This window comes from Burkholderia seminalis DSM 23518, assembly GCF_902832885.1.
GTDB classification, from domain to species: Bacteria; Pseudomonadota; Gammaproteobacteria; order Burkholderiales; family Burkholderiaceae; genus Burkholderia; species Burkholderia seminalis.
Genome location: NZ_CADFDK010000003.1, coordinates 525,569 through 540,690, shown reverse-complemented (window position 1 = coordinate 540,690; position 15,122 = coordinate 525,569). Strand labels below are relative to the sequence as shown.

Here is a 15,122-nt window from a genome sequence, read left to right as displayed (position 1 = left end):
AATCGCGGGCCTTGTCCGCTATCGGCAATCGTTGCGAGGCGATCGGGACAGGGAATACCCGCGCCGGCGCGACGCAGCGGGCGCGGGTCGCCGGCACCGGGACAGCGTCGACGGGGCGTCGTGCGACGGCGGTGCCGTGCGGCACCGTCCGGGGGCGGCTACTGGACGGCGCGCCCGAGTTCGCGGTACAGGTCGGGATCGCTGCGCTTCAATCGCAATGCGGCGCGGATGCCGAGCGCGCCGACGGCGACCAGGAAATACGGAAACATCGCGACAAAGGTGGAATCCGATCCGCTCAGCACGGACAGGTTGCGTACGACCAGCACGAGGCAGGCACCGAGCGCGATCATGCTGACGAGCGGCGCGATCAGGCGGTGCACGACGCTGGCATCCCGGCGATCGCGCGCGAAGAACGCGATCACCGAGGCCGCCACGAGGATCTGCACCGCGATGATGCCGATCGTGGCCAGCGCGCTCATCCACGAGAACACGACCGCGAACGGGTCGAGGCGAAAGGCGGCCGATCCGGCGATGGCCGCGAGCGCGATCAGCGTCTGCACTTTGCCGGCGACGTCGGGGCAGCGATGCACGGGGCACGTATGGCCGAGCTTGCGCCACAGCACACGTTCACGGCCCATCGCGTAGAAATAGCGCGTGATCGTGTTGTGGAACGACAGGATGGCCGCGAACAGGCTCGTGACGAGCAGGACGTTCATCGCGTCCGTCGCGATGCCGCCGAGCAGCCGGCCGCTGACGGCAAACCAGAGATTGGCCGGGTCGTGGGCCGCCTGCGCGGCGATCCGGCTCTCCCCCCATGCCTCGACGATCGCCCACGACGACAGCGCGTAGAACGCCATGATCAGAAGCACGGCAACGTAGGTCGCGCGCGGAATCGTGCGCTTCGGGTCGCGTGCCTCCTCGGAGAAGATCGCCGTTGCCTCGAAACCCATGTACGAGCCGAGGACGAACACGAGCGCGGTGCCCAGCCCTGGCGCGAACACCGTCGACGGGCTGAACGGTTTCGCGCTGAAGCCGCCGGTGCTCGCGCCGTGCGCGACGATCGCGAGATCGAGCAGCATCACGATCGCGATCTCGCCGATCATCAGCATGCCGAGCAGCCGGCCGCTGAACTCGATGCGCCGCGCGCCGCAGACATGGACGGCGACGACGCAGGCGAGCGCGAACGCCCACCACGGCACGTCGACGCCGTAGTGGCGCTGGATGCTGTCGTTCAGGAAGAAGCCGAACATGCAGTAGATCGCGATCTGCACCGCGTTGTACGCGACGATCGCGACGAACGCGCCACCCACGCCGGCCGGACGTCCGAGCCCGTTCGCGATATACGCGTAGAACGCGCCCGCATTGGAGATATGCCGGCTCATCGCGGCATAACCGATGCTGAAGATCAGGTACATGATGCCGGCCAGCACGAATACGCCGGGCACGCCGGGGCCGTTGCCGAGCGAGAATGCCGCGGGCGTCGCGCCGACCATCGCGGTGAGCGGCGCGGCCGCGGCGACGACGAAGAAGACGATGTGTGAGAGTCCGACCGCGTTCCTGCTGAGCCCCGCGTCGGACCGGGATGACGATTCGTTCATGAGTAGTCCCGCTGACCGGATCGTCCATCAGGAATCGACACCGGCATGTCTGATCAATATCCCGGTGCCGCGGGCCGATCCTGACGAACCGGCCATGGAGGCTGATGTTCGCCGGCGACACCGGTGTGCGCTTGGCCGGCCGCCCGGTGCAACGCACCGCGGAGCAGGCCGACGACGCAATTTACGGTGCCGAAAAACCGGGCGTTGTCCGCTATCGGCAATCCGCATGCGTCGGGCGGCAGGGGATTACCCGGATGCGGCGTCACGGCGCTTGCGCACGGACTCAGCTCAGGCGCGGCGTATGCGACGGCAACTCGTGGAAATGTTGCTGGTAGTACGCGGAGAAGCGCCCGAAGTGGCAGAAGCCGAATTGCGCCGCCGCGTCGCCGATGCGTATCGTCTCGGGCGTCGTCATCAGGAAGCGCCGCACCGCGTTCAGCCGGATCGAGCGGAGGTAGGCCGTCGGCGTCGTGCCGACGACGTTCTGGAAGCTGTATTGCAGCGTGCGGCGGCTGATGCGCAGGTGGTGGCAGAGATCGATGACGGTCGGCACGTCGTCGCTGTCGAGCGCGATCTCCTGGCTGCGGCGCACGATGTAGCTCTGCGTCGACGCCGACGGCAGCGCGCCGGCGCCCGACGCGTCGGTCTGCACAAGGTCGAGCAGGATACCGACGACGCTGTGCGCGAGCACGCGTTCGTCGAACGCATCGCGCGCCGTGAGCGAATCGCGGTCGAGCGCCTGGCAGAGTACCTGCTCGAGGCCGTCCAGTGCATCGCGGTAACGCGCGGGCGCGATGGGGAGTACCGGCTGCTGCAGGATGCGCGCCGGCAGGTGCGCGAGTTCGTCGACCTCGCGATCGGCGGTGAGGGTGCGATCGATCGTGAAGGCGAGCACTTCGGTGTCGCTCGGAAGGTGCGCGACGAATTCCTCGCCGCCGCGCAGCGTCAGCAGGCTCGGGCGCTCGACGGTACGGCCCTGGACCACCGGCGCAACCGCACTGGCGATCGGCAGTGCGAAGCAGAGCCGGCCGCGCGGCGCGAGTCCGTGCTGCATCACGCGCTGGTTGATGCGTTCGCGAAAGACGTGAAAGCGCTGGCCGGCGACCTGGCGCAACGTGGTCGTGGCCGTGCCCGGACTGATCTGATCGTAGTGCTGCGACCAGTTTACGATCGCCTGCGAATGGAGGAACACGTCCGAGAAGCACAGTGTTTCAGCGTGCAGGTTCATGGCGTGGCTAATGCATTCCGTCTCAAATTCGACGCCGGCCGAAGCCGGCTCATGCTGCCAGGCGCGGGCAGCGGGCTCGCGCCATGCGCGCGGTTCGCCTGGATGGCTTCCGAAGGTGCCGTACGACGCGGCCAGTTTCCCCGACGATCATATCCAGAAAAAAACACGGGGGGAGGCGATCTCAACCCTCGGGGATCTATTTTTTGTAAATCTCATTATAAGGGATTGTATTTATTTTTATGATGGGGTTTACATAGGGTGTCGCGCGATACCTTGCACGCGGGAAAGAGGGCCTGGTGATCGAGTTTTTTCGATATTTATTACGAAACTGACGGGTTCGGGTCGCGGCGGCATCGCGTACGTAGCGTCCAGCGGCCTCTCTCGTGTTAACTACCGATAAATACCGAATAGCGGGATTTGTATAATCATCCGGCAAGGCTTCGCCCGCTCGTGCGCGCACAACGTGTGTCGACGCCATCGCTGGCGGCCCCCACGCAATGCAAACGAAGGTCGACGCATTTCCACATACCGGGAGCGGTCCATGTCCGAGTCATCCCCTGCCTTCTTGTATCGTCGGATCGCGCTGCGCGTGATTCCGTTTCTGTTCCTCTGCTACGTCGTCAACTTCGTCGATCGCGTCAACATCGGATTCGCCAAGCTGCAGTTCCTGCAGGACCTCGGCTTGAGCGAAGCCGTATTCGGCTCCGCGGCGGCCATCTTCTTCATCAGTTACGCCGCATTCGAGGTGCCGAGCAATCTGCTGCTGGCGCGCATCGGCGCGAGCCGCACGCTCATGCGAATCATGGTGCTGTGGGGCCTCTGCACGGTCGCGCAGATGTTCGTGACCGGCAGCGCGTCGCTGTATGTGGTGCGTTTTCTGCTCGGCGCCGCCGAGGCCGGCTTCTTTCCGGGCCTGATCCTGTACCTGTCGTACTGGTTTCCGGATACGGTGCGCGCCCGTGTCAACAGCGTGCTGCTGCTCGCCGTTCCGGTCGCGGGGATGATCGGCGGGCCGCTGTCCGGCTGGATCATGGCGCACATGCAGGACGCGATGGGGTTGCGCGGATGGCAGTGGCTGTTTCTGATCGAAGGGTTGCCGGCCATCGCGCTCGGGCTGGTTGCGCCGCTGATGCTGAGCGACCGGCCGGAACAGGCGGCATGGTTGTCGCCGTCGGACCGGCAGGCGCTCTTGCGCGATCTTGACGCGGAGCGGGCCTCGGCCGTGATCGGCCATGGCCGGGTGGGCGTTCTCGACATTGTCCGCCACGCGCGCGTGCTGGGGCTTGCGGCGATCTATTTCTGCGTGTACGTCGGGATGGGCACGGTGACGTTCTGGTCGCCCACGGTGCTGAAGGCGGCCGGGGTGACGAGTGTCGCCGGAATCGGTTGGTTGTCCGGATTGATTTCCGTGTTCACGATGATTGGCAATGTGGCGATCGCATGGAGTTCCGACCGGTACGGCGAGCGCCGGTGGCATACGGTGGCCTGCATGCTCGTCACCGCGTGCGCTCTGCTGTTCCTGCGCTTCGCTGTCGGCCATGTCTGGCTCACCGTGACCTTGCTGGCGATCGCGCAGCTGTGCGCGTTCACCGTGCCGATCGTGTTCTGGACGATTCCGGCGGCGCAACTGACCGGGCGGGCGGCGGCGGTGGGCATCGCGGTCATCAGCATGCTGGGTTCGCTCGGCGGCGCGTTCGGTTCGTGGCTGGTCGGCGCCCTGTTTGCGCGGACCGGCGCGCCGTATGCCGGGCTCGCGGTGGTCGCGGGGCTGCTGGTGGTGGGCTCGGTGCTGGTGACGAGCCTGGTCCCGCGCTCATTGCCGCCGCGCCGCACGGCGAGCGAACGGGCGGCGTTGCAGGGCGTTGAATAGCGCGTGGCCGGGCCCGCGTGTCGCGGCGCCAACGGCCTGCCCTCGGCGTCGCGGGCAGCGGCTCGCGCGAATCGGCCGGACCCGGTCGGCGTGACGCGCGATTGCGCTGCCGCATTCACGCGGCAAGCGCCGGAATTTTTTTCAGCGGCGATCCGGACGGAGATTGGGACGGATATCGGGCCGGCCTCGTTTGGCAACGCGCTCGCCTGCATGTGCCGACGCCCGCAGCGGTCAATCCGGCTCGGCTTTCAGGCCACCCTCGATCCACCGCGCTTCGGACGCGCGAAGATGCGCGCGGATGGCCGTCTGCGCCGCGATCGGATCGCCGGCCTGTAGCGCGAGGAGCACGTCCTCGTGCTCGCGCACGGCAGCCGTCCACGTCTGCGGATTTTCCGCGTGGCCGCGCATCGCGGTCGCGATCGGATCGTGGCGGCTGTCGAACAGCTCGCCGACGAAGCGGGTGAGCACCGAATTGCCGGCGGCTTCCGCGATCAGCATGTGGAACTGCCGATCGGCTTCGACCGGCGATTTGCCGGCTTCCGCGAGCCGCTTCATGCGCTGAAGCGTGCGGCGCAGGCGGTCGAGCATCGCGGCCGTCATCCGCGCGGCGGCCAGCGCGGCCACGCTGCCTTCGATGGCCGCGCGGGCCTGCATCAATTCCGACGGACTGTCGCCGAGCGTGACCATCGTGCCGACATCGTCGGCCGCCGTGTCGCGGACATAGACGCCCGAGCCCATCCGGATCTCGATCTGCCCGCCGATTTCCAGCGCGATCAGCGCCTCGCGAAGCGACGGGCGCGATACGCCGAGCGTCAGCGCCAGCTCGCGCTCCGGCGGCAGCCGCTCGCCGATCGCGAATTCGCCCTGGCGAATCAACGCGACGATCTGGGCCGCGACCGATTGGTAAAGCCGCTTGGGTTCTGTCGATTTCATCCGATGGATTGGGGTCAATGCGCTTTCGGCGCAAGCGCGTGTCGCGGAGTCTATCACGCCCGCCGCATCGCCCTTTGCAGCGGCGGGTTCATCCGGATGTCCGGGTTTTCACTATTGGTAAGATCGGGATTGAGATAGTTAAATTGGCTTGACCAAAATAGGTTTGATTGATGTAATCCCTCCAAATTGGACTGACCAGACGAAGCCGAGGTCGATCCGCCCCCCAGGAGACGCAATGGCATTGCCTCGCAATCTGCCCGGCCAGGCCGCGCAGGACGAAACCGACCGGGAGATCCTGCGCCTGGACGGCATTCGCAAGCGCTTCCCGGGCGTCGTGGCGCTCGACGGCATTCGCCTCGACCTGCGCCGCGGCGAGGTGCATGCGGTGTGCGGCGAAAACGGCGCGGGCAAATCCACGCTGATGAAGATCATCAGCGGTCAGTACCTGCCCGACGAGGGCGTCGTTCACTATCGCGGCGCACCGGTGCAATTCCGTTCGGCCTCCGAAGCGCAGGCGGCCGGCATCGCGATCATTCACCAGGAACTCAATCTCGTCCCGCACCTGAGCGTGGCGGAGAACCTGTTCCTCGCGCGGGAGCCGCGGCGCGGGCCGTTCGTCGATACGAAGCGCATGAACGCGGACGCGGCGCGCTGCATCGCGCGGATCGGCCTGAATGTCGCGCCGACGACGAAGATCGGCGTGCTGTCCATCGCGCAGCAGCAGATGGTCGAGATCGCGAAGGCGCTGTCGCACGACGCGCGCGTGCTGATCATGGACGAGCCGACGTCGTCGCTGACGGAGTCGGAAACGGTGCAGCTGTTCCGCATCATCGAGGAACTGCGGGCCGACGGCGTGGCGATTCTGTATATCTCGCACCGCCTCGACGAAATGGCGCAGATCGTCGATCGCGTGACCGTGCTGCGCGACGGGCGCCATATCTCGACGGACGATTTCGCCGACGTGAGCCTCGACGACATCGTCGCGCGCATGGTCGGACGCACGCTCGACGACGCCTATCCGTCCCGGCAATCGGTGCCGACGGACGACGTGCTGCTCGACGTGCGCGCGCTGCGCCGGGACGGCGTGTTCGGACCGGTGTCGTTCGCGCTGCGCCGCGGCGAGATCCTGGGTTTCGCGGGATTGATGGGCGCCGGCCGCACCGAGATCGCCCGCGCGATCTTCGGCGCGGATCGCCCGGACGGCGGCACGATCGCGCTGCACGGCCGGCCCGTGACGATCCGCTCGCCGCGCGAGGCGATCCGGCACGGCATCGCGTATCTGTCGGAGGACCGCAAGAAGGAGGGGCTCGCGTTGCCGATGCCGGTCGCGGCGAACCTCACGCTCGCGAACGTGCGCGGTATCTCGTCGCGCCTGGGCTTCCTGCGCTTCGACGACGAGCTCGAGGTGGCGCGCCGCTACGTGCAGGACCTCGCGATTCGCACGCCGTCCGTGCACCAGCGCGTGCGCAACCTGTCCGGCGGCAACCAGCAGAAGGTCGTCATCGGCAAATGGCTCTACCGCGGCTCGAAGATCCTGTTCTTCGACGAGCCGACGCGCGGGATCGACGTCGGCGCGAAGTTCGCGATCTACGGGCTGATGGACCGGCTCGCCGCCGACGGCGTCGGCGTGGTGCTGATCAGTTCGGAACTGCCCGAACTGCTCGGCATGACCGACCGGATCGCCGTTTTTCACGAAGGTCGGCTGACCGCGTTGCTCGACACGAAACACACCAGTCAGGAGGAGATCATGCACTATGCGTCGGGGCGTTCCCATGCTTGAAATGACATCCGATCGGAGCCAGGCCGACGAGCGGGCGGCGCGACAGCGGCGGCGCGACCTGATCCAGAAGTTCGCGGCGCTGGGCAGTCTCGTCGTGCTCGTGTTCGCGTTCTCGATATCGAGCGCGGCATTCTTCTCGGTCGACAACCTGATGACCGTCGGCCTGCAGGTGACCTCCATCGCCTATCTGGGCGTGGCCGCGACCTGCGTCATCATCACGGGCGGCATCGACCTGTCGGTCGGCTCGGTGCTCGCGCTGGCCGGCGTGTGCGCCGCGCTGCTGGTCAAGGCGGGCGTGCCGGTGCCCGCCGCGATGGCGGCCGGCATCCTGGTCGGCGCGCTGTGCGGGCTCGTCAACGGCATCTGCGTGACGCGCATGGGCTTGCCGCCGTTCATCGCGACGCTCGGCATGATGCTCGTCGCGCGCGGCATCGCGCTCCAGATCACGGGCGCCCGGCCCGTATCGGATCTCGGCGACGCGTTCGGCGCGCTCGGCAACGGCGCGCTGCTGCGGATCTCGCACATCGGCGCGGACGGGTTCCCCGACACGACGTTTCCCGGCATTCCGTATCCGGTCGTGATCATGATCGTGCTGTTCGTCGTGGTGTCCGTGCTGCTGTCGAGGACGTCGCTTGGCCGTCACATCTACGCGGTCGGCTCGAACGCCGAGGCGGCGCGGCTGTCGGGCGTGAACGTCCAGGGCGTGAAGCTGTTCACCTACGTGCTGTCCGGCGCGCTCGCGGGCGTGACCGGCTGCGTACTGATGTCGCGGCTCGTCACCGGGCAGCCGAACGAAGGCGTGATGTACGAGCTCGACGCCATCGCCAGCTCGGTCATCGGCGGCACGTCGCTGATGGGCGGCGTCGGCACGATCTCCGGCACGGCGATCGGCGCGTTCGTGATCGGCGTGCTGCGCAACGGCCTGAACATGAACGGCGTGTCGAGCTTCATCCAGCAGATCATCATCGGCGTCGTGATTCTGGGCACGGTCTGGATCGACCAGTTGCGCAATCGCCGGCCCTGACCGGCAGCAAGCAGTCCCTACCAACGAGAAGCGGAGCGAGACATGAACAAATCCATCCTGCTGGCGGCCTCGGCGTGCCTGTTCGCGGCATGCAACAGCGGCGCGTATGCGGCCGGCGGCGAGATCGCGGTGATCGTCAAGACGGTCAATTCGAACTACTGGCAGAACGTGCAGAAAGGCGCGAAGGCGGCGCTCGACGGGGCCAGCGGCTACACGATGACGTTCCAGGGGCCGGCGGCCGAATCCGACATCAGCGGGCAGGTCAACATGGTCGACAACGCGGTCACGCGTCATGTGGCGGCCATCGTGCTCGCGCCGTCCGATCCCGATGCGCTCGTACCCGCGATCAAGAAGGCGTGGGAAGCGCACATTCCCGTCGTGCTGATCGACTCGGCCATCTCGGATGCCGGCAAGCCGTACTACCAGGCGTTCCTGTCGACCGACAACGAGAAGGCGGGGGCGTTGTGCGCGAAGGCGCTGATCGATCGCGTCGGGCAGTCCGGCAAGATCGCGATCATGTCGTACGTGCCGGGCGCGGGGTCCGAGGTCAGCCGCGTCGGCGGCTTCCGCACGTACATCGAGCGCCACTCGAAGCTGCAGATCGTCGGCCCGTATTACTCGCAATCGCAAATGGCGACCGCGCTGAACCAGACGACCGACGTGTTGTCGGCGAACCCGGACCTGAAGGGCATCTTCGGCGCGAACGAGCCGACCGCGGTCGGGATGGGCCGTGCGCTGAAGCAGTCGGGCAAGGCGGGCAAGGTGGTGGCGATCGGGTTCGACGGCAACGAGGACCTGCAGGGCTTCGTGCGCGACGGCACCGTGCAGGCGATCGCCGTGCAGGGCTCGTGGCAAATGGGGAACCAGGGCGTGCGCACGGCGCTCGACGTGATCGCGCGCAAGCCCGCGCCGAAGCTGATCGATACCGGCGTCGTGATGGTCGACAAGCAGAACCTCGATTCGCAGGCGTCGAAGAACGTCCTGTACTGACCGCCCATGCGTCCTTTCCGTACTACCTGTCACGCCTCATGAACGCAAACGATACGCGCACCTTGCCGCGCAGCGGGTTGACGGTATCCGCGCTCGGTCTCGGCTGCTCGCAGCTCGGCGGCCTTTATCGTCCGATGTCGGCGGCCGATGCCGCGTCGCTCGTCGACGCCGCGTGGGCGGCGGGCCTGCGCTATTTCGACACCGCGCCGTATTACGGTTACACGCTGTCCGAGCGGCGCGTGGGCGCGGGGCTTGCCCCGCGCGAGCGCGGCGCCTTCACGCTCAGCACGAAGGTCGGACGGCTGATGCGCGCCGACGCGAGCGTGCGGCCGGGCGACGACGGCTGGGCCGAGCCGCTGCCGTTCCGGCCCGTCTACGACTACAGCTACGACGGCATCATGCGTTCGCACGACGACAGCCGGCAACGGCTCGGGCTCGCGCGGATCGACATGCTGTACGTTCACGACATCGGCGCGATGACGCACGGCGAGCGTCATGCGCACTACTGGGATCAGTTGACCCGCGGCGGCGGGTTCCGCGCGCTGGAGGCGTTGCGGGCGGGCGGCGAGATCGGCGGGTTCGGTCTCGGCGTGAACGAATGGGAAGTCGCGGCCGACGCGCTGAACGAAGCGGCGCTCGACGCGGTGCTGCTGGCCGGCCGCTACACGCTGCTCGAACAGGCGGCGCTCGAGCCGCTGCTCGACACGTGCGCTCGCGAAGGGACGGGGATCGTGATCGGCGGCGTGTTCAATTCCGGCGTGCTCGCCGGCAACGGCAAGTTCAACTATTCGGACGCGCGTGCCGACGTGATCGACAAGGCGACGCGCCTCGGCGCGCTGTGCCGGCGCTTCGACGTGCCGCTTCCCGCCGCCGCGTTGCAGTTTCCGTTCGGCCATCCGGCGGTCGTGTCGTGCGTGATCGGCGCGCGCAGCGTGGCCCAGCTGACGCAGAACATCGAATGGTTCGAGCGCGCCGCGCCGGCCGAACTGTGGGACGCGCTGCGCGATGAAGGACTGATCGACGCGCACGCGCCGGTTCCGGGAGCGCACGCATGACCGTGCGTATCGACGCCCATCAGCACTACTGGCGCATCGGCGCGCGGGCCGGCAACTGGCCGCCGGCCGAGCTCGATGCGATCCATCGGGATTTCGGCCCCGCCGATCTGGCGCCGCTGCTCGACGCCGCGCGCATCGAGCGCACCGTGCTCGTGCAATCGTTGCCGAGCGAAGCCGACACGCGCTATCTGCTCGATCTCGCGGCCGACACCCCGACGGTCGGCGCCGTGGTCGGCTGGGTCGACATGAAGGCCGACGACGCGCCGGCGCGGATCGCGGCATTTGCGCGCGCGCCGAAGGCGCGCGGCCTGCGGCCGATGCTTCAGGATCTGCCCGACGACGCGTGGATCGACGATCCGCGGCTGGATCGCGCGGTGGCCGCGATGCTTGAGCATGTGCTGAGTTTCGACGCGCTGGTGATGCCGCGCCACCTCGATGCGCTGCATGCGTTCGCGCGACGCCATCCGGATCTGCCGATCGTGATCGACCACGGCGCGAAGCCGTTCGTCGAGCGCGGCGAACTGCAGCCGTGGCTGTCGTCGATGCGCCGGCTGGCGAGCCTGCCGAACCTGCATTGCAAGCTGTCCGGCCTGTGGACGGAGGCCGGGCCGTCGGCCGGGCCGGACGCCGTGCGGGCGCGCACGCGGCCGTATGTTCGCGCGCTGGCCGAGCTGTTCGGGCCGACGCGATTGATGTGGGGCAGCGACTGGCCGGTGCTGCGGCTCGCGTCGGCGTGCGGCGGCTACGGCGAATGGCTGGCCGCGTGCGAGGACGATTGCGCGCGGTGGCTCGGCTCCGCGGCGCTGGCCGGCCTCTTCGGCGGCAACGCGCGCCGCTTCTACCGGATCGACACCGCACGCCACGACGAATGAACCCCGAACGAAAGGAACCGACATGCTCAGCGTGATTTGCGAATCCCCCGGCGTGCTGCGCGTGCAGCATCGCGAACTGCCCGTGCGCGGCGGCGGCGAAGTGCTGTTGCGCGTGCAACGTGTCGGCATCTGCGGCACCGACCTGCACATCTTCACCGGCAACCAGCCGTACCTCGAATATCCGCGTGTGATGGGCCACGAGCTTTCCGCGGTCGTCGTCGAGGCGGAACCCGAGTCGGGGCTCGGTGTTGGCGACGCGGTGTACGTGATGCCGTACCTGTCGTGCGGGCACTGCGTCGCATGCCGTCACGGCAACACGAACTGCTGCGTGAACATCAAGGTGCTCGGCGTGCATCGCGACGGCGCGCTGGCCGAATACCTCAGCGTGCCCGCGCAGTTCGTTCACAAGGCCGACGGCATTTCGCTCGACCAGGCGGCGATGCTGGAATTTCTCGCGATCGGCGCGCATGCGGTGCGGCGCGCGGACATCCGGGCCGGCCAGCGAGCGCTGGTGGTCGGCGCCGGGCCGATCGGCATGGCGGCGATGACTTTCGCGAAGCTGCGCGGCGCCGACGTGACCTGCCTCGATACGCGGGCCGACCGCCTGGCGTTTTGCCGGCAGCATCTGGGGGTCGACGCGGCGGTGGAGGTCGGGCCCGACGATGCCGCACGCCTCGCGGCGCTGACCGACGGCGAGTATTTCGATGCGGTGTTCGATGCGACCGGCAACCTCGATGCGATGAACCGCGGTTTCGAATTCGTCGCGCACGGCGGCAAATACACGCTGATCTCGATCGTGCGCGGGCACGTCGCCTTCTCGGATCCGGAATTCCACAAGCGCGAAACCACGCTGCTCGCGAGCCGCAACGCCACGGCCGAGGATTTCGCGACGGTGCTCGATGCGATGCGCGCGGGGCGGATTCCGGACCGCGCGCTGAATACGCACCGGATGCGGCTCGAGGACGTGCCCGACGCGCTGCCGCGCCTGCTCGACGCCGGGCAGACCGTCGTGAAGGCGCTCGTCGAATGCTGAGCCGCGCCATGCAAGCCGCGGGGCGCACGTCATGACGCCGCCGATCCTGCAGTTCGGCACAAGCCGCTTCCTGCTCGCGCACGTCGACCTGTTCGTGTCGCAGGCACTCGACGAAGGCGGCGCGATGGGCGGCATCGGCATCGTGCAGTCGACCGGGAACCCGGCCAGCCGCGCGCGCATCGACGCGCTGCGCTCGGGCGCGCACTATCCGGTGCGCATACGCGGACGCGACGGCGGCCGGATCGTCGACGAGGTGGTCGAGTGCCGCGCCGTGCACCGCGCGTGGGATGCGGAGTCGGACTGGGCCGAAATCCGCCGCGCGGCGATCGAGTCCGTGCGGGCGATCGTGTCGAACACCGGCGACGCGGGTTATCGCGCCGACCCGCACGATTCGGCGCAGGTGCTGGCTCATCCCGACCGCGCGCCGCGCGGTTTTCCCGCGAAGCTGCTCGTGCTGCTGCAGGCGCGCTGGCAGGTGCGGCCCGCCGACGGCGTCACCGTGCTGCCCTGCGAACTGGTCGCGGACAACGGCGACACGCTGCGCGGCGGCGTGCTCGCGCTCGCGCGTGAATGGCGGTTGCCCGACGCGTTCGTCGACTACCTGCAGCACCGCTGCGTCTGGGTCAACTCGCTCGTCGACCGCATCGTGTCCGAGCCGATTCACCCGGTCGGCGCGGTCGCGGAGCCTTACGCGCTGTGGGCGATCGAGCGGCGTGCCGGCATGGCGTTGCCGTGCCGGCACGCGCGGATCGTCGTCACCGACGACCTGCGCAGTCACGAGCGCCTGAAACTGTTTTTCCTCAACCTCGGGCACAGCTGGCTGGCGGAGCAATGGCTCGTCACGGGGCGGCCCGAATCGGAAACGGTGCTCGACGCGATGAACGACGTGCGGCTGCGCGACGGCCTCGAGGCCGTATGGCGCGATGAGGTCGCGCCGGTATTCGCCGCGCTGGGCCAGCAAGAAACGGCCGAACGCTATCTCGACAGCGTGCGCGAACGTTTTCTCAATCCGTATCTCGCGCATCGCCTCGCCGATATCGCCGGCAATCATCGCGAGAAGGTGGCGCGGCGGATCGCGCCGCTGCTGGCGCTCGCGGATTCGCTGGCGCTGCCGGGCGGGCAGCCGCGCCTGCGACGCATCGCGGCCCGCTGCGATCCGGCGCGCCGCGCCACCACAGGGAGCATCGCATCGTGAACCAGCCGGCAGTAGTGATCCTGCATCATGACGACAATGTCGCCGTCGCGCTCGACGCGCTGGCGCCGGACGTGCCGGTCGACGCGAACGGCACGACGCTGCGCGTCGCGGCCGCGGTGCCGGCCGGCCACAAGCTCGCCACGGCGCCGATCGCGCGCGGCGCGCGGATCGTCAAGTGCGGCCAGCCGATCGGCGTCGCGCTGCGCGACATCGCCGCGGGCGAGCACGTGCACGTGCACAACGTCGGGATGCCCGAGCGGCACGTGCTCGATCACGGCGCGGCCGGTGCGGCGCCCGACGCGCCGACCGACCTCGGCGACACCTTCGACGGGTTCGTGCGGCCCGACGGCCGTGTGGGTACCCGCAACTACATCGGCGTGATCGCGAGCGTCAACTGTTCGGCGAGCGTGTGCCACGCGATTGCCGATGCGTACCGGCACGAGGCGCTCGCGCCGTTCGGTCATGTCGACGGCGTCGTCGCGATCACCCATCAGAGCGGATGCGGGATGGCGGCGAACGGGGACGGGGTCGAGCTGCTGCGCCGTACGCTCGTGGGCTACGCGCGCAACCCGAATTTCGCCGGCGTGCTGTTGGTCGGTCTCGGTTGCGAGGTCAACCAGGTGCGCGTGCTGGCCGAGCGGCTCGACGCGGCCGCGCCGGGCACGGTCCGCACGCTGGTGATCCAGGACGAGGGCGGCGTGCGCGAAACGGTCGTGCGCGGCGTGTCGATCGTGCGCGAGCTGCTGGAGGCGGCCGACGGCGCGCGCCGCCGTGCGGTGCCGGCGGCGCGGTTGACGGTCGGCCTGCAATGCGGCGGATCCGACGGCTACTCGGGGATCACGGCGAACCCGGCGCTCGGCGCGGCCGTCGACCTGCTGGTGCGCAACGGCGGCACCGCGATCCTGTCCGAGACGCCCGAGATCTACGGCGCGGAGCACCTGCTGATCGCCCGCGCGGCATCGCGCGACATCGGCGAACGCCTGCTCGGCCGGTTGCGGTGGTGGGAGCGCTACGTGGCCGACGGCGGCGGCGAAATGAACAACAACCCGTCGCCCGGCAATATCGCCGGCGGCATCACGACCATTCTCGAGAAATCGCTCGGCGCGGTGTCGAAGGGCGGGCGCTCGACGCTTCGCGCCGTCTACGACTACGCGGAGCCGGTGCGGCAGCGCGGCCTCGTCTTCATGGATACGCCCGGCTACGACCCGGTGTCGGCGACCGGGCAGATCGCCGGCGGCGCGAATCTCGTCTGTTTCACCACGGGCCGCGGTTCGGTGTTCGGGTCGAAACCGGTGCCGACGGTCAAGATCGCGACGACGACCGGCCTGTACGAGCGGATGCGCGCCGACATGGACTTCGACAGCGGCGGGATCGTCACCGGTTCGTCGAGCGTCGACGACGCGGGCGCGCGGCTGTTCCGGCTGATGCTCGACGTCGCGTCCGGGCGCAGGACCTGCAGCGAGGAGAACGGTATCGGCGAACGCGAGTTCGTGCCGTGGCTGCGCGGCGCGATCATGTGACGCGCGGGGCGGCATGTGGCCGCC

12 protein-coding genes are annotated in these 15,122 nt (G+C 68.3%); 9 read left to right on the top strand and 3 right to left on the bottom strand.

The genetic code is table 11. The annotated features are described in order from the left end of the window. Positions 1-158: 158 nt before the first annotated feature. Both HWX00_RS12975 and HWX00_RS12970 read right to left on the bottom strand, forming a co-directional pair. Positions 159-1,598: an APC family permease gene (locus HWX00_RS12975; RefSeq protein WP_175027698.1), complete on the bottom strand. Its 1,440-nt coding sequence runs from the start codon at positions 1,596-1,598 to the stop codon at positions 159-161. 283 nt (positions 1,599-1,881) lie between these two features. After that, positions 1,882-2,826, bottom strand: coding sequence for a helix-turn-helix domain-containing protein (locus HWX00_RS12970; RefSeq protein WP_034191818.1), 945 nt, complete (start codon positions 2,824-2,826; stop codon positions 1,882-1,884). Positions 2,827-3,367: 541 nt separating this feature from the next. Between HWX00_RS12970 and HWX00_RS12965 the strand changes: the two genes are divergently transcribed. After that, positions 3,368-4,696: an MFS transporter gene (locus HWX00_RS12965; RefSeq protein ID WP_175027699.1), complete on the top strand. Its 1,329-nt coding sequence runs from the start codon at positions 3,368-3,370 to the stop codon at positions 4,694-4,696. 231 nt (positions 4,697-4,927) lie between these two features. Here HWX00_RS12965 and HWX00_RS12960 read toward each other — a convergent pair whose 3' ends face one another. Next, positions 4,928-5,629 carry a FadR/GntR family transcriptional regulator gene (locus HWX00_RS12960; protein ID WP_069704844.1) on the bottom strand — a complete coding sequence of 234 codons (702 nt, stop codon included), beginning with the start codon at positions 5,627-5,629 and terminating at the stop codon, positions 4,928-4,930. A 235-nt stretch (positions 5,630-5,864) separates the two neighbouring features. Between HWX00_RS12960 and HWX00_RS12955 the strand changes: the two genes are divergently transcribed. From HWX00_RS12955 to HWX00_RS12920, 8 genes are read left to right on the top strand one after another with little or no spacing between them, the layout of a single operon-like run. Continuing rightward, positions 5,865-7,409, top strand: a complete 1,545-nt coding sequence (locus tag HWX00_RS12955; protein ID WP_175027700.1) for a sugar ABC transporter ATP-binding protein — start codon at positions 5,865-5,867, stop codon at positions 7,407-7,409. Further along, positions 7,402-8,433, top strand: a complete 1,032-nt coding sequence (locus tag HWX00_RS12950; RefSeq protein WP_034191814.1) for an ABC transporter permease — start codon at positions 7,402-7,404, stop codon at positions 8,431-8,433. The genes HWX00_RS12955 and HWX00_RS12950 overlap by 8 nt, the downstream gene beginning before the upstream one ends. A 42-nt stretch (positions 8,434-8,475) precedes the next feature. Then, positions 8,476-9,423, top strand: a complete 948-nt coding sequence (locus tag HWX00_RS12945) for an ABC transporter substrate-binding protein (RefSeq protein WP_069704842.1) — start codon at positions 8,476-8,478, stop codon at positions 9,421-9,423. A 38-nt stretch (positions 9,424-9,461) separates the two neighbouring features. Further along, complete coding sequence (locus tag HWX00_RS12940; protein ID WP_175027701.1) at positions 9,462-10,478, top strand: aldo/keto reductase; 1,017 nt, start codon at positions 9,462-9,464, stop codon at positions 10,476-10,478. After that, the gene (locus tag HWX00_RS12935) at positions 10,475-11,350 is read left to right on the top strand and encodes an amidohydrolase family protein (RefSeq protein WP_034191811.1); all 876 of its coding nucleotides are present in this window, start codon (positions 10,475-10,477) and stop codon (positions 11,348-11,350) included. Before HWX00_RS12940 ends, HWX00_RS12935 begins: the two co-directional genes overlap by 4 nt. 22 nt (positions 11,351-11,372) lie before the next feature. Then, a complete protein-coding gene (locus HWX00_RS12930; protein WP_175027702.1) occupies positions 11,373-12,383 on the top strand; it encodes a zinc-binding alcohol dehydrogenase family protein in 1,011 nt (336 codons plus the stop codon). A gap of 31 nt (positions 12,384-12,414) precedes the next feature. Next, positions 12,415-13,578 (top strand): mannitol dehydrogenase family protein, encoded by a 1,164-nt coding sequence (locus tag HWX00_RS12925; RefSeq protein ID WP_175027703.1) that lies wholly within the window; start codon positions 12,415-12,417, stop codon positions 13,576-13,578. Beyond that, positions 13,575-15,098: a UxaA family hydrolase gene (locus HWX00_RS12920; protein ID WP_124608731.1), complete on the top strand. Its 1,524-nt coding sequence runs from the start codon at positions 13,575-13,577 to the stop codon at positions 15,096-15,098. Before HWX00_RS12925 ends, HWX00_RS12920 begins: the two co-directional genes overlap by 4 nt. The last annotated feature ends 24 nt before the right edge of the window (positions 15,099-15,122 follow it).